Origin of the sequence: Arthrobacter sp. APC 3897, assembly GCF_030407495.1 — a bacterium.
In the GTDB taxonomy this organism is placed as follows: domain Bacteria; phylum Actinomycetota; class Actinomycetes; order Actinomycetales; family Micrococcaceae; genus Arthrobacter_B.
Map to the genome: position 1 here is coordinate 40530 of NZ_JASDDG010000009.1, position 18664 is coordinate 59193.

Consider the following 18664-nt stretch of genomic DNA (forward strand, 5'->3'; position numbering starts at 1 on the left):
TTAACGTTTTAGGCCGGCAGCACTGCTGGGCCTGCTTCTAGTCTTGGTAGCACGACGAGAACCCGCCATATGGCTGCCGTTGAATCCTGTTTTATTGGATGTAGTCGACTGCGCAGATTCTGGCTCCGAGTCATACGAATAGTAGCTGTAACTGTAAGCGTCCGGACCTTTGGTCGGTAGCAAGTTCACCACAACTCCTAAGAGACTTGAATTAACTAGTTTCATCGCATCAAGTGATTTTTCGACATCTTTAGTCGTCACCTTAGCTGCGCCTACGACCAGAGCGACGCCGCCGACCACCTGCGCTAGAACAGTTGCATCGGTGACTGGGATCAGCGGGGGAGCGGCGATAATGACAGAGTCGAACGTCGCTTCGAGTTTCTGGACGAGCTCCGTCATGGCCGCAGAGCCTAGGATCTCACTAGGATTTGGCGGAATTTGACCAGAGGTGAGGACATGCAGGTCGTCGTCTCCCCAAGGTTGAAGAAGATCCTCAACGTCCGCAGTACCAAGAAGGGCGGTAGTGAGTCCAGCATTGGGTTCTAGCCCTAAGTAGTTGGCAACCATCGGACGTCGAAGATCTGCATCGACAAGAACGACGCGCTTCCCGGCCTGCGCTAAGGCGAGGGCTGTGTTGATAGCGGTCGTGCTCTTGCCTTCTCCTGGCAATGAGGATGTGACGAGCAAGGTGTTCGACTTGCTATTGACCATAGCGAATTGCAGATTTGTCCGTATCTGTCTGAACGACTCTGCACGCGGGCTCTGGCCTACTGTCTGAGTCAAAAGTGGCTTTTTCGCCGCATCTTCGTCGTACGCGATTCCACCGAGCATCGGAGCATCGACGATCTTTTGAACGTCCTCAATGCCACGAATCTTCTGGTCTAGTGCTCGGCGTAGCAGAGATATTCCCACACCAACCAACAATCCAGCAGCAAGTCCCGCAAGAAGATACATCGGCGTGCTGGGTGCGGATGGAGTCTCGGGTGCTGTTGCAGGTGTAACTACAGACAACTTGACCGGCGATGTGCCCGGTGTCTGTTCCGAACTCTCGAGTTGATCGACTGCATCTATCAAACTGGAAGTCATTGCTTGTGCAATGGCGGCTGCTTCTACAGGTGAGTCGCTGCTCGCGGAAAGAGTGATTAGAACGGTGTTGAGGTCGGCCTTAGCAGAGACCTGCTTCGCAAGAGCACTTGGTGTGATGGTAAGGCCAAGTTCGTCGATGACTGGTTGCAGCACGACAGGAGTGAGAGCGGTCTGAACGTACGATTGCACGCGTGCCTGGCTGAACGAGTTCCCCTGTTGGAGTTCCGTGACTGTCCCAGTGCTCTGAATAGCTACAAATAAACGAGTGTTGGCCGTGTATGTCGGCTTGACTATAAGGGATGCCCCGCCGGCGGCCAGCACTCCGAGGAGAGCGAAAGCAAGGATTACGATCCAGTTTCTATGGAGGACCTTTAACAAATCGCGAAGATCCAAACTGGACCCCTATCTCATTCTAATGCTGTATGGAAAAACGTCTCTTGATAGATGCAATAACGGTAGTGGCATCCTTGTCGTGGCAGAGGTACCGGTCATATTACACCTTCGACGCAACTGTACTGTGTAAACGGTAAGGATACGGAATCGCCCTCGTGCGGCAGGGGGTATCCGTGTCCAACGGTTTGCGCATATAGCCCTCAGACGAGACGGCAAGTTAACGAGCAGTGCGGCCTCGAAAGGATTCCTCAAGGTGCTAGTCAGGGCTGACGGACAGCGGGAATAGCCCTGACTGTTAACAGACACGGCATCAGCAGCCGTTACACAGCTTTCTCGAACCAACCCCATACATCCAAGAATCCGCATACTAACACATAACTCACGGCAAGCAAAAGTGTTACATAATGAAGTCCATCAAATTTATTTACGTCGCATTTGCTCGGTATAATTCGCTTCAATGAGACTTCGCTGGATTGACATCGCCAAGAGCCTAGCCATTTTTCTAGTGGTGCTGGGCCATGTGCAAACTAAAGTATTTGTGGACCTTACGGGACATGAAGTGGTGATAAAAGCCTGGGATTCTGTTGGTGACATATTACCCATCCTTAGAATGCCGATGTTTTTCATGATATCGGGAATTCTTGCCGCAAGATCAGTAGTCATGCCATGGCGCCTTGTAGTAAAAAGACGTGTATTGAGAATGTACTTTATCTACGCCATATGGCTAGTGATAGGAACAATATTATTCTTATTTTTTCGAAACTTCAACACTAGCATCCCCAGATCTATACCGCGTTTTATAAGTGAACTCTTTTTGGCTACAAGTTATCTGTGGTATCTGTATGCACTCATCGTATATTTCGTTATAGTTAAAGTATTCCATAGAGCCCGACTGGCGATCCTGTTGGTAGGAACACTTTCGGCCCTTATTCTGGCTGGGGATTTTCTTCCCATACATATTCACGGAAATTTGCAATCTCTGGGAAGATCCTTTGTGTATTTTGCTGTTGGAATTTACTTCAGCAAGGGGATAAAACAATTAGTGGAGTCAAAAGCTTGCCTCCTGCTGGTCGTGAGCTTGGCTTCCGGAGTCCTATTGACCATGACCCAACGGGCAACAGGGTTGCAATGGCTTGAAGTCTTTACTGCAGTCCCACTTGTGTTCGCAGCTTTCGGACTATGCAGGGTCGCAGGCACTCATACTCCTATTGCACTCGACTATTTGGGCAAGAATACGTTGCCCATCTACGTGTTGCACATTCCGTTACTGGCAATAGTCCATTCTTGCGCACTAAAAATTTCATTTACGCTCCCTGCCGCTCTTTTTGCTTTACTGCCTATGGTAATCAACATCGTTGTCATTTGGTCCAGTCTCGCGATACACAAATTCATGTCGAGCATGAACTTAGGCTTCATGTTCGGAACACCGAAGAGCATGCCGGCAGCATCCCTTGGTATGGGCAGGAAGGGCCACGTTCCTCCACTTTCGGCTTAACGCGTTTGTAAGCTTTGGATTAATAACCTATAGAAAGTCATGAAAAAATGGGACCTGAAAAATTATGGTGGTTGTCGACACGGCTCCATCGCAAAAAGCTGACTGTCTTTGCGAAACTCATCAAAGCTACGAATTTCGTTCTATTCAAAACAATACTGCCTTTCGAATGTGACATTCAACCGGACATCAGGCTTTATCATCGTGGTTTGACGACTGTGGTTCATCCTCGTACCAAGATAGGTTCCAAAGTCAAGATTGGGCACGGGGCAACGATTTCAGGTGGATGGCAAGATGAAGGATCCACTCTGGGAGTTCTCATCGAGGACGGAGTCTTTGTTGGCGCAGGCGCAATCCTGATACCGCGCCACGGCAAGAACCTAACGATCGGTGCTGGCGCTGTGATCGCGGCTGGTTCAGTGGTAACGGACGACGTGCCCCCGGGTGCTAGAGTTGTGGGCCCTAAAGCACGCGTCCTGGAAGGCACAAAAACGCTGAATGACAGTCCCGGAGCGGCTGAAGGCTAACCAGTATGTGAAATAATCGATTCGGCTTGGTCAGTCTTTTTGCATTCAGATCAATGAGTGCAGCCTTTGCCATGTGCTCGTGGTGACCCGGACTACCGATTACTATAAGCACTGGAGCGAGTGATGCTTGTATCATTCCCGCGTAAGATCGAGAGGCTAAAATCCGATGGCTGAGCCAGCAAGTCTAACTGAGCCGTCGATACAACGAGGCCGCGCCGGAGTGCGTGGGAGGGTCGCGACGGTGCTCCTTTGCGTCCTGGTACTGATGAGCGGTAACCCGTCTTCACTCGCCCCTTGGCTCGGAGGGTATCAATCGATTGTTGCGATGTCTCTCATTGCGATTGTCATATGTTCTCTTATGAATAAGCCCCGAAATGGGATCAAGATCAGCGGCTTCCTTTGGGTTTTTCTTATCTACTTGAGTTTGAGCTCCTACTCTAGTTCGAACAGTCGTTTAACACTGTACACAGCTGTCATTTTTGCCTTACTAGCTTTAGCAGTTTTTATGATCGCACGTCATCTCAGCGCGGAGGAAGTCGGAGTTTCTCTGATATATGTTGGAGTTACGGCGCTCACAGCTTCGCTGATCTTAGAAATTGCAGCTCCCGGCAAAGCACTTGACGCCGGAATGTTGTCTGGGATATATAGTCACAAAAATATCCTGGGTTTTATGCTGTCCATAGCGTTTACTGCCAACCTTTACGCGTTTGCTTTTCGGAAGATCTGGGTTAAGTACGCAATCGGGCTTTTCCTATTGCTCGGGATCTATCGAACAGATTCGACCACGGCGATGTTGGCGTGTGTATTCTCGGCGGCGATCGTCTCTTACTTGCGCCTACACTCCAAGATCGTGAGTAGGTCCGGACGAACAGTATTGACCCTGACAATGTTAGCGTTTACGGCTTTTGTTCTCGACACGATACTGAACGAATCGGGGACGATTCTTTCTCTCTTAGGCAAATCCCCGACGCTTTCGGCACGAACTGGTATTTGGGAATTCGTAACCCATTTATGGCTTCAGCAGCCGTGGAATGGGTACGGTTTCGGAGCTGTCTGGTCCGATGGGTCGCCAATGAGAGTATTCATACAGGAATCTCTACGTAATCCTGCTGCCACACATGCTCATAATGGATATCTCGATGTGCTACTGCAAACCGGAATCGTCGGTGCACTGACATTTTTTTGTCTTATTCTTTCTATTTTTGTAAAAGCATGGAAAACCATCGGGGTAACCAGTCAAGCTTCTAGCGGTCTTCCTTTCGCTCTGATATCGTTTATGCTCTTCTATAACGTAGCCGAAAGTCGATTTTATAATCCTGCCGGCTGGGCTGTTATCATCATTGCGAGCATTTGCGTGAACGTTATGTCTGCCCATAAGCCCAACATTCGAAGCAAAGGAGTACGCATTACATTATGACTGAACACAGGCTAGGTGCACTATCATTTTCTGGAGAGTCTGCATCAGGGGTGCTTAGTAAAATTTCTGAGCACATAGACGACGGTTCAACTGAGCCCATGACCGTTATAACGCCTAATATATTTCATCTCAAATTGGCCAGCAAAGATCGCATGTTGGCTGAATTGTTCAACCTGGCAGATATTCGAGTTCCGGATGGTTGGCCAGTTGCGGCAGCACTAAGGCTGTTCTCAGCATATAAGGGTGGCCGTATAGCGGGGTCCGATCTATCTTTGGACGTACTTTCGTTGGCCGAGAAACGGTCCTATTCCGTTGGCATCATGGGTGGAAGTGACCACGTACTTGCTCGTGCCTACGAGAACATAAGGTTAGAATATCCAAAATTGAAAATTGTAGAGATGTCGGGCAATCTAACTCTCCCAACGAATCCTACCGCGAATTCCAGACGGAACTTTGTCGAAACCGTTAATATCACGCCTGTAGATATCCTATTGCTATGTCTTGGTGCGCCAAAGAGCGAGGCCCATCTTCAAGCCAGTCGCAGCGACTTGGATGTAAAGGCCATCCTATGTGTAGGAGCCACTGTTGACTTTCTTGCGGGTAGCGTCAAACGAGCACCCTCCTGGGTACAGAGAATGGGTCTTGAGTGGGCTTACAGGCTAGTACAAGAGCCATCTCGTCTTTGGAGGCGGTATTTGAGTAGCGGCATCACTTTCATCACAGTAATAATGCAAGAAATATTGGTGTCTATCCGGCGCTTAAACAGCAAAGACTAGATTAAGGCGAACATTTAACTGTGTGGAAAAGTTCAAAAAAAATTCCCGAACAGAGACAGACTGTCTATGTCTTTGTGAGTGCTGCGAAGGAGCCTTGGGGGGCGGAGCGGAGCCTGAGTATCATACTTCACGATAGGCAGAATGAGCTCGCGAAGTCTAGTAAAGTTCTCTGCTTGTCAGAAAAAACTGCATCTTTTTTCAAGACCGAAGCCATGGTGCGTACAGACCTCATCAATGCCGGCTCAGGACGTATTGCCGCTCTGGTGTCAATGTACAAAAACCTGATTAGGCAGCCTTCAGGTTCCTGTATCGTCGTCTTTAGCCTTCAACTCCTGCCGCTTATTCCCATGTTGAGGCTTTCTCATGGGAATAAGTTCCGGTTGGTAGCGGACATACATGATGCACCGCGGGGCTGGATGGACAGACTCGCATCGGCTGGGTGCGTGCGGTTTGCGCATAGGGCAATCTCCATTAGTAAATATGTATCGAAGCATCTCTGGATGTCCTCTTCAGCTGTTATCGTTCCGAGGCCGATCGAATTACCTGCCAGTAATTGCTGTGTGGAGAGGGCCGATGACGCTCCCCTCAATATTGGTATCGTTGGGCGTGTCGACCGGGAAAAGCGCGTGGATTTAGCTGTCCGCGCGGTCGGTTCGCTAGTTGCTCGTATGGACGTCAGGTTGAATGTTTATGGCGCTGCTCATCTGGATTCTGATTACCCGGCAGAACTCCAACAGATGGCCTTACAATTCGATAAACCCTTTGTTAACTTTGCTGGTGTTAAACAACCCGTTGAGATTTATTCTGAAATAGACGTCCTCGTCGTAGCTAATGAAAATGAACCAAGCGGACGTACTGTCGGAGAAGCGATGATGCACGGAGTTGTCGTTGTAGCACCGGACGCTGGTGGTGCTGGCGAATTCTTCGAAAGCGGCGTGTCAGGTTTGACATACCGGGCAGGAAGCGAGGAATCACTTGCAAGGGTCCTAACTGAGCTCGCTGGCTCTCCAGACTTAAGAAATCGGTTGACTAAAAATGCCAAGAACAAGATCGAGCTTGAGCGCGGAACGGATGTTGCCGTGACGGCTTATAGGAATGCATTGGAAAGTACAGCTGCCAAATGAGTCTAACTAACGAATCTATTTCCGTGGTTATACCATCTATTGGGCGCCGGTCGCTTCAGGATGCATTGGCATCGGTATACAGCCAGACTCTGGTTCCGGATGAAGTCATAGTCTGTAATGATAGTGAGACCGCATTAGACTTGAAAGCTTTCCCGGACGTCAAGGTTCTCAGTGTTGGTCCCAGGGCCGGGGGAAACAACGCGAGGATAGCCGGTATGAGGCAGGCAAATGGTGCCTATATTGCGCTGTTGGACGACGATGACGCCTGGACACCTGATCATCTGGAGCGGTTGCATCGTTTAGTAGCTACGAATGCTGAAAATGACGTATGGATTGCTTCATCAACCGGGGTTCTAGCCGATGGCTCTCAGTATCCCGTTCGGATCAAAGATTCGTCCGAGTCACTATCCGAGTACCTCTTCGTGCTAAAGGGTTTTGGGTCTGGGGCAAAAGGAGCTTTGTCTACCTCTACGCTCCTGTTTCCAGCAGCCCTCGTTGAATTGGTTCCCTGGCGATCAGGCCTACGATTCCACCAGGACCTAACATGGATGTTAGACGTCGAAAATATGTTTCCACGTATTGCGATCTGGCAAGATGCAGCGGCGACGGTCACATTCGGGGACACTCCGGGGTCTGTTTCAAAGAGTATAAGCGTTAGGGATTCGGTTGCTTGGGCTGAGTCGGAAATGCTGTCGACTCAACGCGAGAAAGTGTATATTGATTTTCTCCTTACTCGTTACCCACTTCGTGCGGCTGCTACGCATGGAGGGGTTTCGGATATCCTATTTGTGTGTAAAAGTGCACTCAGCGCTGGATCTCCTTCGCGCTACAGTGCTTCGTATGCGTTAGCGTATATGGCTCGATCTCTCTATAAGCGCCTAAATTCGGGATTTAAAAAGGCGATTATTTCGTTGCGTAAAAAGAGTGCAAGCATTTGAAGTCTCAGTTTATCGCGTTAGTGCTTACGCGGGCCTTGGGGAGCTTGATGCTCGTAGGTATGGGTGTCTTGGTCGCAAGATGGGCTGGTCCTGCTGATTTCGGTGTGTTGTCCGCAATAATTAGCGTTGGTGCTGTGTTGTTCGTGGTCTCAGATTTTGGGATGTCGACATTTATTTCCCGGGCGGTGGCCACGGGTGACAATCCCGGCGTGGCATCGGCGCTTCGTGTTAATACAATGACAACTGTTGGCGGTGGATTTCTTGCGGTGGCGGCTATCGCTGCCTTTGCTGCTGCAGGTGGCATTTCGTATGGAACGATGATGTTGGGGGCCGCGCTGGCCCTCGAAAAGAATACTGATACCGCGTTGAGTATCCCTATCGCTAACGGAATCAAGGCGGTGCCTGCACAATCTCTCCTGCTCCGCCGATCAGTCGGTTTGTCAGCGCTGCTTATTCTTCATGCGGTAGGGATTGAATCCATTGACTCTTACTCCGCGTCATTTCTGATTGGTTCAATTTTCGGTCAGGTCCATATGAGGCTGAGTCTTAGGAGCTGGTACGGGCATGGTACTAAACGCTCGGGGCTGCTTCGTGAAGCATTTCCTTTTTTGGTCTCGAACGTATCAGCCTCTGCGAGGAATCTCGATACCGCAATAGTGTCTGCTGCGGTCTCTAGCCAGGCAGGCGGTTTGTATGCCGCCGCTCAGAGAATTATTTCTCCCTTTATGCTGATCCCAGGTGTGATCGCGAGTTTAGTCCTTCCGCACTCCTCAAGAGGGTCAGGAAGAAGGGCGATGGTAATCCTGCATAAACTGGTCTTGACGCACTTTATTCTTCTTCTCTTAATGGCTGGGGTTGTGCCTTTCGCAGGGCAGTTGATGGTCTTCGTCCTAGGAGACCAGTATGCGAAATCGGCCAACATTTTCGTTTGGCTGCTACTAGCGTTTCCGTTCATAGCGTTGTCATCGCCTATGGGTGGAGTCCTGCAGAGTCAAGGCTATGAGAAATTAGTCGCACATAACGGATTTTGGTTCGGCATAGCATTGATACCTGCCCTGTGGATCGGTGCATTATTTGGTGGGGCTGTTGGGTGTGCTATCTGCCTGTTCGGTGTCTATGCGATCAAATGCTTAGCATTGTATGTATTAGCAAGGAAGCGTCTATTCTAAAACCGCCGGGGGGCAACTCCCGACTAGTAAATTCAAGATCTTTTTGAAGAGAGCTCCACCCGAAACGTAGTCCCCACCCCAAGCTCCGACTCCAGCGAAATCAGCCCGCCGTGGGCTTCCACGATGGACTTGGTGATCACTAGGCCGAGGCCCACGCCGGGAATGGCCGCCTTGCGGACCGAGCCGGTGCGGAAGAATTTGGTGAAGACTTCCAGCTGGTCCAGCACGCTCATGCCCATGCCGGTGTCCGCCACTTCCATGATCACCGACTCGTCCTGAGCCCAGGCGCGGACGGTCACCACGCCGCCGCCGGGGGAGTACTTGATGGCGTTGGACAGGAGGTTGTCCAGCACCTGCAGGATCCGCCCGGCGTCCGCCCGCAGGATCAGGTCTCCGGCCAGTTCGCTGCGCAGCTCCACTCCGGCGGCCTGGGCCCGCGGCCCGGCGGAATCCAGGGCAATCTCAATCAGTTCGCCCAGCTTCTCCTCGGACAGCACCAGCTGGAGGGAATCGGACGCCGTGGTCAGCAGGTCCGAAACCAGGGTGAGCAGCCGCTCGGCGTTGCGCTGGACCACCAGCAGGGCGGACGGGATGGGACCGGCCAGGTTCCGGTCCTCTGCCTCCTCCAACGCCAGGTCCAGATACCCGAGGATGGAGGTCAGGGGAGTGCGCAGCTCATGGGACACGTTGGCTACAAAGTCGTCCTTGGTCTGTAGCGCGTTGACCATGTCCGTGACGTCGGAGAAGGCGAGCACCGAGCCGTTGAAGGCGCCGTCGTCGTCGGTCACCGGGCGGGCGGCCACGGCCAGGGCACGCTGGCGCTCCCCGGAACCGAGCCACACCACGTAATCGGAGAAGGATTCGCCCCGCATGGCACGCTGGGCCGGCCGGGCGTGCGGGGGCACCTGCGTCCTGCGGTCCAGGCCGAAAATTTCCAGCGTCTCTTCCACAAAGCTGGTGGTTCCCACCGGCAGGGTGAGCTGGTGGTTGATCACCTGCCGGTTGTTCATCAGGATGATTTTGCCGTGCCGGTCCAGGGCCAGGACGCCCACATCCACGGTGTCCAGCACGGCGCTGAGCAGTGCGGAACTGTGCCGGCTCTCCAGCAGGCTCTCCTGCAGTTCGGCCTTCGCGGCCCGGAGCTGCTTCTGCTGTTCCACATTGTCCCGCTCCACGGTGGACACGGTGCCGAAGATGGCCAGCATGATGAAGGGGATCAGCATGGGCGCCGCGAGATCCCGGAGCTCTGTCTGCCCGGCGGCGAACAGCGGTGACCAGACCACCAGGACGGTGCCGGCAAAGCTGAGCAGCGCCGCCAGCTTGCGTGCTGCACCGGACCAGGCCAGCCAGAAGACCGGCAGCACGCACAGCAGGCTCAGCCCCGTCACCGAATTGCGTCCGCCGGAGTACAGCAGGCAGATGACGCCGAAATCCAGCAGCGGAATCAGCCAATACGCCGGGACAAACAGGCGGTCCCAGGGAATGGCGACGGCGGCGGCCGTGGTTACGGCCAGCAGCGCCAGCCCCTGCCGGAACCGCTCTTCGGTAAACGTTTCCGGGCTCACCAGCGCCACCAGCGGCAGCGCAATGAGTACGGAGATCACCAGCGGCAGCTGCGTGACGGCTACCTTCAGGCGCAATGACAATTCGTGGAAATGAGTGCGGATTCCCAGCAGGGTCAGGGCCCGGCGCTCGAAACTGGACATATAAAAAACGAACCCCTGATCCTTGACAGCTATAGCTGCGATTATAGGGGGAGCCTGTAGTATCTCCGGTAAGGGGAGCGGGTTATCAGAAGGTCTCGCAGGACGGAAAAACACCAAAAATATGGAAATACAGCGCGTTGCAGTCATCATCGAGGACGACAAAGATATCCGCGACCTTCTAAACGCGGTCTTGCAGCAGTCGGGTTTCAAGGTTTTCACCGCCCCCAACGGCACCGACGGTGTGGAAGCCGTGCGCACACACAATCCCACCGTGGTCACCCTGGACCTGGGCCTGCCGGACATTGACGGCTTTGAAGTGATCCGCCAGCTGCGCCTGTTTTCCGACGCCTACATTGTGATGCTGACCGCCCGCGCCGAGGAACTGGACACCCTCATGGGCCTGGAAGCCGGCGCCGACGACTACATCACCAAGCCCTTCCGCCCGCGCGAACTGCGCGCCCGCATCTCCGCCATGCTGCGCCGCCCCCGCGCCAGCGAGGAGAAGCCGGCGACGACGTCGGACGCCGCGGTGCCGGACACCGCCGCCGAGACCGCTGCTCCCGCACTGGCTGCTGCCGCAGGAACCGCACCCGCGGCATCCGCTGTTCCGGAATCCGGGCAGTTCCGGCACAACGGCCTGAGCCTGGACTTCGGCACCCGCACCACCGAGGTGGACGGCGCCCCGGTGGAGCTGACCCGCACCGAATTTGAACTGCTGCACGCCGTGCTGGAAAGCGGCCGCCGCGTCCGCACCAAGACGGACCTGGTGCGCCGGCTGCGCGGCGACGAATACGACGCCGGCGGCTTCATCAGCGAGGCGGACGAGCGGACGGTGGAAGTCCATGTGGGCAACGTCCGCCGCAAGCTCGGCGACGATTCGCGCTCACCGCGCTGGCTGGAAACAGTCCGCGGCGTGGGCTACCGGCTGGCCCCGACCCGCTAAGTTCTGCAGGCAGCCGTGCGGGGTGGGCGCAGCCGTTCTTCCCGCATCCTGGTTCCTCAGGGCGGCCGCGGAGACCCAGGCACAGGCACCCCACGGCTAGGCCGAAGGGCCCCTACGCCGCGCTCCCGGCGAGCGACGGCGCGTTCGGCAGGGACACCGTAAACGCGGATCCCGCCCCGGGTGCGCTGACCAGGGTGATGGTGCCGCCGTGGGCCTCCACAATGTTCTTGGAGATGGCCAGGCCAAGTCCGGCGCCGGGAATGCCGGCCTGCCGCACGGCGCCGGTGCGGAAGAACCTGGTGAACAGATCCTTCTGGTCCGTCTCGCTCATGCCCATGCCGGTGTCCCGGACCTCCAGGCAGGTGCAGTTCCCGTCGGCCCAGGCGCTCACGGTGACGGTGCCGCCGTCGGGCGAGTATTTGATCGCGTTGGAGAGCAGATTGTCCAGCACCTGGCCCAGCCGCACCGGGTCCGCCTGGACGGCCAGGGCGGGCGTGCAGCTGGTAATCAGCTCCACGCCGGCGGACGCGGCCCGCGGCGCGGCAGCGCGCAGGGAGGCGGAGATCAGCTCGGCCACGGCTACCGGCCGGGGTTCCACCGAGACGCTGCCCGAGGCTGTGGCGAGCAGGTCCGAGACCAGACGCAGCAGCCGCTCGCTGTTGCGCTGGGCCACAGAGACGGCGTGGGGAATGGTTCCGGTCAGCCCCGTGTCCTCGACCTCGTCCTGGGCCAGATCCAGATAGCCGATGATGGAGGTCAGCGGCGTGCGCAGCTCATGGGACACGCTGGACACGAAGTCATCCTTGGCCCGCAGCGCGTCATCCAGTGCAGTGATGTCGTGGAAGGCGATGACGGCACCGTTCAGGCACTGCTCGCTGCGCAGGACGCGCGCGGAACAGGAGAGGGTCATCTGGTCTCCGGGCGGACCGGCCCGCAGCAGCACGTCCTCGAAGGATTCGCCCCGCATGGCGCGCGCCACGGGCCGCTGGTCAGCGGGCAGGGCGGTGGCGCGGTCCGAGGCGAAGAACAGCAGGTCCGCTTCCTGGGTATCCTTCATGCCGTCCGGACGGATCCGGGCGTCCAGGGCCTGCATGGAATTGTTCTTATGGATGGCTGCACCGTCCGCGTCCACCACCAGCACACCGACGTCGATGGCGTTCAGGACACTGTCCAGCAGCTCGGAGCGCTCGGTGCTGAGGTTCAGGGCGTTTTCCAGCTGCCGGTCCTTCTGGGCCAGAGCCGCCTGCCGTGCATCCATGTCCCGCCGGATCACGGTGACCGTCATGGCAACCGCCAGGGTCACCAGCGGGCCGAGGATGGGTGCGGCCAGCCGCTGGCCGGTGACCGGTTCGGAGGAAGCGAACACGGGATACCAGACGATGATCAGCGGGCAGATGAAGCTCAGCAGGATGGCACCCACGGCCGAGACACGGGACCAGGCCAGCCAAAAGACGGGAAACACGCAGAGCAGGTAAATGCCCATCGCCAGGCCAAAACCGCCGTGGTACAGCAGGCCGATGGCGGCGAAGTCCGAAATCGGCAGGATCCAGTAGACGGGATACCAGAGCCGGTCCCAGGGCACGACGGCGGTGGCTGCGGTGATCAGCACCAGCAGTGCCAGCCCCGCCTGGAACTGCGGCCTCGCCATGATGGCCGGCAGCAGCGTTGCGTAAATAATGCAGAGCAGGGCAACCGTGATCATCAGCGGGGCCTGGCTGATCCGTACCCGCTGGGACAGCGGCATCTGATGGAAGTCGCGGCCGGATGTCAGGGAGGAGACCAGGCGTGAGGAGAGCCGTGACATGTATGTAAACTCTCCCCCTGGTAAGCGAACTGCCTGCTCCCAGCGTACCCGGACGTGCGTCGGGCTTTTCCCGCCTCCGGGAGTTAGTCCAGGGATGCGAGCAGGCAGGGCATGGTTTCCCGCCCGCAGACGGCAATGAGGCCCAGCATGGAGGACAGCTCCGCCGCCCCGGCCTGTTTCAGGCGCTCCTGGGCGCAGCAGGCCAGGGCTGCCAGCCGCTGGGCGCCGGCCATTTCACTGGCGATCTTGATGCTCAGCACCACGTCCATGGCGGCGTCGTCGTCCGCGGCGATGACGGCGGTGCGCAGCCGGTCGAAGCGGCCTTCCCACATGGCCACGTAGTTGCCGACGAACTCGCGGCAGGAAGCCGGCCCCAGCTGGTCGGCGAGATCCAGCAGCTGTCCGCGGTGCAGCAGATCAGGGACATGCTCGGCCGTGGCCATCATGAACAGACTCGTGCCGGCGGCGAGGGGGAGGATGAAACCGATGCTGTCGGAGCCATGGGTGTTCCTCCGCTCTGGGGGCCGCTGTGATGTGCGGGGGGTCTGGGTGCTTCATAAGGGTGCTTGATATCTATGACAATGCCAGCCTTAGCTCAGGAACGTCCCCCGGGAAGGCGCAAGATCGGGGAAAGATTTATTGCCGGCGGGAGCGCCAGGCATATACCGCAATGCAGCCCAGGGCCGCGCCGAGTGAATTGGCGGTGACGTCATAGATGGTGGCGTAACGGTTGGGCAGCAGCAGTGCCTGTGCCGCTTCAATGGTGCAGGAGACGGCAATGCCGGCGACGGCGGCCAGCCAGGTGCGGTCCCTGTCCAGCCAGGCGGCGCCGATCACGCCGAAGGGAACGAACATCACCACGTTGGCGATGGTCTCCACGAAGCCGTAGTTGATCCAGCCGGGCACGCCAACGCTGTGCAGTTTGCGCAGGATTGTCTTGAGCGTGCCGGCGGACCCCTCGTCCACGGGGGAAGGCCAAAACACCACCAGCGCGAGCACTCCTATATAGAGGAGAAAAAGCACGGCCAGGGTCCGCCGCTGCCGGACGCGCCGCGAGGCCGGTTTCGGCGCCGGAAGCGTTGGCGGGGAAGTCCGAAGCGTTGGCGGGGTTTTTGGAGCCGGCGGAGTCCGGGGCATCAGCGTCCGTGCAGCGGGAGGAGCGGGAGGAGCGGGAGGTCCCGGCGGAGGGGGCGGCGGCTGCTGCCGGGCAGACCCGGTGCCTGTCACCGGTACCGGCGTTCCCACGCCAGCAGGGCGTTCACGGCGGGGGACAGTTCCTGAACCATCCGCTGGTAGGTCTCGTCGCTGCGGCGGTACGGGTCCACGACGTCGTCCTCCTCCGGACCGCCCGGGTTGGCGGTGCGCAGACGCAGCGCCCGGCCCATGGCGGCCGTCCAGCGTTCGGAGGCCCCGGCGTCGGCCGGTCCGTCAATGTTCGGCAGCAGCCGTGCCAGCTCGCGCAGGGTAAAGGTGCGCCGCAGCAGCCCCGGAGCCAGTTCCACAATCTTGCTGCGGTGCGCCCGGCTCAGGGCGAGCACCAAATCCTGGCCGGCGAGGATGTCGGTGCTGAGCTGGCGGGAGATGAAGTTGGTGGAGTCGCCGCCGAAGACATTCACGAAACCCGCCACGTGCGGTTCGATGCCCGAGCCCACCAGCGCCCCGGTGCCGGCGCTGGTGACAGTGAACTCGCCGGGGGCCATGTCATCAAAGCCGGCCTGGAGCAGGCGCTCAGCCATGGGGGAGCGGCAGATGTTGCCGGTGCAGACGGTCAGGATGCGGAACGGGGTGTTAATGCTCATGTCCTCGGGCTTCGAATTGCGCGTCTTTGGGTTGCTGTGGCGGATATTGCGGATGTTTGGGAGCGCTAAACGGGCGTTTGCGGACAAATCCACGGTTCATTGCGCTGATGTTGAGGTTACCTTGTGTGGCCCTTGAGCATTGGCCAAACGTTGCATCAACCCTGCGGGAAGGACGCGCTTTTTCTTGAGGACGGGGCGGCAAAGTAATACCCAGCGGCAAGGAAAACCTTCCAAACGCCGAAACAGTTTCAAGCAAAACGAACAAGGGGAACACAATGAACAAGATGGCTAAAGGCGCACTGGCAATCGGCGTAGGCGCAGCACTCCTCCTCGGCGGCGGCGGCACCCTCGCCACCTGGAACGCGACGGCAAACGCCAGCGCCGGCACCATCGCTTCCGGTGAACTGAAGATGGAAGCCGGAACCGGAACCTGGGCCAGCAACATGACGGCCGGCGCCATCCGCGTTGCAGATTACAAGATGGTCCCCGGTGAGAAGCTGACCTACTCGCAGGACCTCAAAGTCACGCTGGTCGGAGACCGGATCACCGCCAACCTGAAGACCACGGACGCTGTGGCCAGGGCCTTCGGCAACGAAGCGAACATCACCATGGAATACAGCACCAACAACGGCACCAGCTGGACCCCTGCCGCCAACGGCGTCACCGCCACCCCGCTGCAGCTCGCGGCCGGTGTCCAGACCGTCAAGGCCCGCCTGGTGGTTGACTTCACCAACCTGAGCTCTAACACCACCGCTTCCATGAAGCAGGAGCAGGCACTGAGCGGCGTCGGTTTCAAGCTCGAGCAGAACGTGCCCACCGCCACCACCGCCACCCAGGCTCCCGCCCCGGTCGCCCCGTAGTAACACCCGCACCATCTTGTTCTAACCCCCGGCTGTGCGCGGTGCGCACGCTCCGCGCACAGCCTGTTCCCTCTGGAGACAAAACCGATGAAGAGCCTTCGAGCACTGAAAGCGGCCGGTTTGATCATCGCGGCTGTTGTGCTCGGGCTGATGACGGTCCAGGGGAGCTACGCACTGTGGAACGCGGCGGTACCCTCAAACGCCGGCACCGTCCAGTCCGCCAATTTCAGCATTCTGGTGAACAGGGCGGAGATGACCGGCACACCGGTCATCCTGAACATCGGGGAGCTGGCCCGCGGCACTGCCGCCTACACCTCCCTGACGGTCACGAACAATGTGAACGCAAGTTCCGCACTCCGTATCCAGCCGAGCCTTTCCGGGCTGGTGCCGACGAATAACTTTGCCGGCAACCTGACCGTGAAGACGGTTCCGGCAGCGGCGGGAGTGCAGTGCTCAGCCATTGCGGCTGCCACGTATGATGCCGCCCCCCGGATTCCGGTCCTGCCAACCCTGGCAATCGGCGGAACGCAGAACATTTGCTTCAAGGTGGAACTGAAAAGCAGCACGCCGGCCAACCTGCTTGGCGAGCCGATTGACATCCCCATCACCCTCAACGTGGCGCAAACCGCGCCAACACCCAAGTAAGCGAGGATAGGAACACCATGAGCGGTCGCAAGAAAGCAGAAGCCCCAGCCAGCCCCCTGAGTTTCATCGGCACCGGTGTCAGCTACATTGCGCTCTGCCTCGCCGCTCTGGCTGCCCTTGCCCTGGTGGTCATACCCATGGTCACCGGATCACAGACCTACAGTGTCCTCACCAGCTCCATGGCCCCGAAGTACGCTCCGGGCACCTTCCTTGTGGTCAAGCCCGTTCCCTTCCAGGAACTGACCGTTGGCGACATCATTACCTACCAGATTGAATCCGGCTCTCCCGCCGTCATCACCCACCGCATCACGTCCGTTGGCGCGGACCAGACCGGCGAAACCGTCTTCACCACCAAGGGCGACAACAACTCCGTTGAGGACGAGCTTCCGGTGCGCGAAGTCCAGATCAAGGGCAAGCTCTTCTATGCCGTCCCGTTTGTTGGCTTCATCGCCAACGGGCTGGGCAACTCCGACCGCGGTGCCATGGCCCAGTGGGGCGCCGTTGCCCTGATGGGTTACGGGGTTGTTGCCCTGGTCCGCGGTGCTTTGGCCAAAAAGCGCAACGACGGCGAAACCCCTGAGGATAACCGCAGCGCCGAAGACGATCCGTTTGTTTTCCCGGACCTCGGGCCGGTTGAAGGCGAGGCAGATCCGGACGGATTTGGCGATCCCATCCTGACTGACTGCGACGGCTGCGACCACAGCGGGCGCCGCGGCGAGCTGGGCAAACACCGCCACCGTCACGAGGCCAGGAAGCACGCAACTGTCTGATGAACGCTCCCCAACCAGCAGGACGTGAACGGTCCCGGCGCTGGACCGGCGCCACAGCTGCTGCTGGGCTCACGGGCCTTCTGTCCCTGGCCGGTGCACCGGCAGCCTTCGCGGCTGACGATGACCTCCAGTTCAGCCTCGACGGAACAACGTTCAGCTCCACAATCGCCGGTCCGGTCTTCCAGGACGGGTACCTGTATATCCCCGGCGCCGCGGCGGGCACCACGCTTTGGGTTCGGAACAACAGCTCTGAACCCGCGGCCCTGACCTCGGCCGCAGTCATTGTCCGGTCCGACGCAGAGCTCAATAACTACATGGGCCTTCGCGCAGGAGCGGAATCGAATCTTTCATCCCGCACGCAGCTGGGCTCCACGGGCAGCTGTGCGGACGTGAACCAGGCGTGGGAGCTAAAACCGGGGGAGGCACTGGAACTGGGTTTCCAGGTTGACCTGTCCTGGGACGCGCCGAATGAAACCCGCAACCGCACCGCGGAGTTTGATCTGCTTTTCCTCCTACAATCCGAGTCGGGTGGTATGGAACCACGGCCGGCATGCGCTGCAGCGGCCGGCGGGCAAGCTCCGTCCACCCCAAACGAGTCCTACCCGGGCAAACCTGCCGGAGCGGAGCAGCCGAGAAGACCTGATGCATCTTTGTCCGTGGTTCCCGGAATCCGCCCGGTTTCCGGCGCCGGCCAGGCTCCGGTTATTCAGGCGGCGGGAGCCCTGGCTGACACGGGAGCGGGGCGTTCAATCAACATGATTGCACCGTTGGAGACCCCCGTTGCCTTGGTTCCGGCCGGCTTCCAAAGCACTGTGGAACCCATCATCAGGTCCCTCTCAGGTACGCTCCTGATAGGAATGTCGGTACTTTTCACCGCGGCGGTGATCCTTCGGCTACGGAACAGGTCAGCAAATGAATAAGAAGCAGCTGGGGGCTGCGGCTGGTAATGAAACGAAGTCACAGTCCGGGGAGCGGCCAGGGTTGTTCGGGCGGCTCCGGAACCAGCCGGGGTTCCGGGCGGCAGCCATTGCCTTTGTTCTTACCGTGGCGCTTGGCATTGGCAGCACGGTGGCCTACGCCTATTGGAGTAAGCAGACAGGCGTCACTATCAGCGGGCAAACACTCCAGCCGAGCACCCCCATCCCTACCAACATCCGGTGCCAGCCGGCTTTCGTCAACCGGATTGTCTGGCCGGAGACTCCCGGTATGGACCCC

Annotated in this window: 18 protein-coding genes; 12 read left to right on the plus strand and 6 right to left on the minus strand. The window is 57.9% G+C overall.

Going from position 1 to position 18664, the window contains the following annotated elements; all coding sequences use genetic code 11:
- Positions 1-1479, minus strand: coding sequence for a polysaccharide biosynthesis tyrosine autokinase (locus QMA10_RS06170; RefSeq protein ID WP_290166955.1), 1479 nt, complete (start codon positions 1477-1479; stop codon positions 1-3).
- Between the two features lie 457 nt (positions 1480-1936).
- Here QMA10_RS06170 and QMA10_RS06175 point away from each other — a divergent pair, with 457 nt between their 5' ends.
- From QMA10_RS06175 to QMA10_RS06200, 7 genes are all read left to right on the plus strand, one after another.
- On the plus strand, positions 1937-2974 hold the full coding sequence (locus QMA10_RS06175; RefSeq protein ID WP_290166956.1) for an acyltransferase: 1038 nt from the start codon (positions 1937-1939) through the stop codon (positions 2972-2974).
- Between the two features lie 47 nt (positions 2975-3021).
- The gene (locus QMA10_RS06180; protein WP_290166957.1) at positions 3022-3498 is read left to right on the plus strand and encodes a hypothetical protein; all 477 of its coding nucleotides are present in this window, start codon (positions 3022-3024) and stop codon (positions 3496-3498) included.
- Between the two features lie 505 nt (positions 3499-4003).
- Positions 4004-4915, plus strand: coding sequence for an O-antigen ligase family protein (locus tag QMA10_RS06185; protein WP_290166958.1), 912 nt, complete (start codon positions 4004-4006; stop codon positions 4913-4915).
- Positions 4912-5691, plus strand: a complete 780-nt coding sequence (locus QMA10_RS06190; protein WP_290166959.1) for a WecB/TagA/CpsF family glycosyltransferase — start codon at positions 4912-4914, stop codon at positions 5689-5691. The genes QMA10_RS06185 and QMA10_RS06190 overlap by 4 nt, the downstream gene beginning before the upstream one ends.
- Before the next feature lie 173 nt (positions 5692-5864).
- Positions 5865-6815, plus strand: a complete 951-nt coding sequence (locus tag QMA10_RS06195) for a glycosyltransferase family 4 protein (protein ID WP_290166960.1) — start codon at positions 5865-5867, stop codon at positions 6813-6815.
- On the plus strand, positions 6812-7753 hold the full coding sequence (locus QMA10_RS17665; RefSeq protein WP_356833969.1) for a glycosyltransferase family A protein: 942 nt from the start codon (positions 6812-6814) through the stop codon (positions 7751-7753). The genes QMA10_RS06195 and QMA10_RS17665 overlap by 4 nt, the downstream gene beginning before the upstream one ends.
- A 59-nt stretch (positions 7754-7812) precedes the next feature.
- Entirely contained in the window at positions 7813-8922 is a 1110-nt protein-coding gene (locus tag QMA10_RS06200) for an oligosaccharide flippase family protein (RefSeq protein ID WP_290166961.1), read from the plus strand.
- A 32-nt stretch (positions 8923-8954) separates the two neighbouring features.
- Here the strand turns inward: QMA10_RS06200 and QMA10_RS06205 are convergent, their stop codons facing one another.
- On the minus strand, positions 8955-10628 hold the full coding sequence (locus QMA10_RS06205) for an ATP-binding protein (RefSeq protein ID WP_290166962.1): 1674 nt from the start codon (positions 10626-10628) through the stop codon (positions 8955-8957).
- Positions 10629-10749: 121 nt separating this feature from the next.
- On the opposite strand from QMA10_RS06205, the gene QMA10_RS06210 reads away from it, so the two are divergent.
- Entirely contained in the window at positions 10750-11571 is an 822-nt protein-coding gene (locus tag QMA10_RS06210; protein WP_290166963.1) for a response regulator transcription factor, read from the plus strand.
- Positions 11572-11683: 112 nt separating this feature from the next.
- Here the strand turns inward: QMA10_RS06210 and QMA10_RS06215 are convergent, their stop codons facing one another.
- The 4 genes from QMA10_RS06215 to QMA10_RS06230 all read right to left on the minus strand — a co-directional run bounded on the left by QMA10_RS06215 (position 11684) and on the right by QMA10_RS06230 (position 15174).
- Positions 11684-13375, minus strand: coding sequence for an ATP-binding protein (locus QMA10_RS06215; protein WP_290166964.1), 1692 nt, complete (start codon positions 13373-13375; stop codon positions 11684-11686).
- An 83-nt stretch (positions 13376-13458) separates the two neighbouring features.
- Positions 13459-13821, minus strand: coding sequence for a hypothetical protein (locus QMA10_RS06220; protein WP_290166965.1), 363 nt, complete (start codon positions 13819-13821; stop codon positions 13459-13461).
- Between the two features lie 190 nt (positions 13822-14011).
- Positions 14012-14398, minus strand: a complete 387-nt coding sequence (locus QMA10_RS06225; RefSeq protein ID WP_290166966.1) for a VanZ family protein — start codon at positions 14396-14398, stop codon at positions 14012-14014.
- 200 nt (positions 14399-14598) lie between these two features.
- On the minus strand, positions 14599-15174 hold the full coding sequence (locus QMA10_RS06230; RefSeq protein ID WP_290166967.1) for a low molecular weight phosphatase family protein: 576 nt from the start codon (positions 15172-15174) through the stop codon (positions 14599-14601).
- Between the two features lie 284 nt (positions 15175-15458).
- On the opposite strand from QMA10_RS06230, the gene QMA10_RS06235 reads away from it, so the two are divergent.
- The 4 genes from QMA10_RS06235 to QMA10_RS06250 all read left to right on the plus strand — a co-directional run bounded on the left by QMA10_RS06235 (position 15459) and on the right by QMA10_RS06250 (position 18369).
- On the plus strand, positions 15459-16034 hold the full coding sequence (locus QMA10_RS06235) for an alternate-type signal peptide domain-containing protein (protein ID WP_290166968.1): 576 nt from the start codon (positions 15459-15461) through the stop codon (positions 16032-16034).
- An 87-nt stretch (positions 16035-16121) separates the two neighbouring features.
- The gene (locus tag QMA10_RS06240; RefSeq protein WP_290166969.1) at positions 16122-16679 is read left to right on the plus strand and encodes a hypothetical protein; all 558 of its coding nucleotides are present in this window, start codon (positions 16122-16124) and stop codon (positions 16677-16679) included.
- Between the two features lie 17 nt (positions 16680-16696).
- Entirely contained in the window at positions 16697-17449 is a 753-nt protein-coding gene (locus QMA10_RS06245) for a signal peptidase I (RefSeq protein WP_290166970.1), read from the plus strand.
- Positions 17449-18369 (plus strand): hypothetical protein, encoded by a 921-nt coding sequence (locus QMA10_RS06250; protein ID WP_290166971.1) that lies wholly within the window; start codon positions 17449-17451, stop codon positions 18367-18369. The genes QMA10_RS06245 and QMA10_RS06250 overlap by 1 nt, the downstream gene beginning before the upstream one ends.
- Positions 18370-18664: the final 295 nt, after the last annotated feature.

Bases quoted from the DNA above. Each gene is read 5' to 3' on its own strand.
- QMA10_RS06240 (WP_290166969.1), top strand. From the start codon at position 16,122: ATGAAGAGCCTTCGAGCACTGAAAGCGGCCGGTTTGATCATCGCGGCT.
- QMA10_RS06180 (WP_290166957.1), top strand. From the start codon at position 3,022: ATGGGACCTGAAAAATTATGGTGGTTGTCGACACGGCTCCATCGCAAA.
- QMA10_RS06210 (WP_290166963.1), top strand. From the start codon at position 10,750: ATGGAAATACAGCGCGTTGCAGTCATCATCGAGGACGACAAAGATATC.
- QMA10_RS17665 (WP_356833969.1), top strand. From the start codon at position 6,812: ATGAGTCTAACTAACGAATCTATTTCCGTGGTTATACCATCTATTGGG.
- QMA10_RS06245 (WP_290166970.1), top strand. From the start codon at position 16,697: ATGAGCGGTCGCAAGAAAGCAGAAGCCCCAGCCAGCCCCCTGAGTTTC.
- QMA10_RS06175 (WP_290166956.1), top strand. From the start codon at position 1,937: ATGAGACTTCGCTGGATTGACATCGCCAAGAGCCTAGCCATTTTTCTA.
- QMA10_RS06235 (WP_290166968.1), top strand. From the start codon at position 15,459: ATGGCTAAAGGCGCACTGGCAATCGGCGTAGGCGCAGCACTCCTCCTC.
- QMA10_RS06185 (WP_290166958.1), top strand. From the start codon at position 4,004: ATGATCGCACGTCATCTCAGCGCGGAGGAAGTCGGAGTTTCTCTGATA.
- QMA10_RS06190 (WP_290166959.1), top strand. From the start codon at position 4,912: ATGACTGAACACAGGCTAGGTGCACTATCATTTTCTGGAGAGTCTGCA.
- QMA10_RS06200 (WP_290166961.1), top strand. From the start codon at position 7,813: ATGGGTGTCTTGGTCGCAAGATGGGCTGGTCCTGCTGATTTCGGTGTG.
- QMA10_RS06215 (WP_290166964.1), bottom strand. From the start codon at position 13,375: ATGTCACGGCTCTCCTCACGCCTGGTCTCCTCCCTGACATCCGGCCGC.
- QMA10_RS06250 (WP_290166971.1), top strand. From the start codon at position 17,449: ATGAACGCTCCCCAACCAGCAGGACGTGAACGGTCCCGGCGCTGGACC.
- QMA10_RS06205 (WP_290166962.1), bottom strand. From the start codon at position 10,628: ATGTCCAGTTTCGAGCGCCGGGCCCTGACCCTGCTGGGAATCCGCACT.
- QMA10_RS06230 (WP_290166967.1), bottom strand. From the start codon at position 15,174: ATGAGCATTAACACCCCGTTCCGCATCCTGACCGTCTGCACCGGCAAC.
- QMA10_RS06220 (WP_290166965.1), bottom strand. From the start codon at position 13,821: ATGATGGCCACGGCCGAGCATGTCCCTGATCTGCTGCACCGCGGACAG.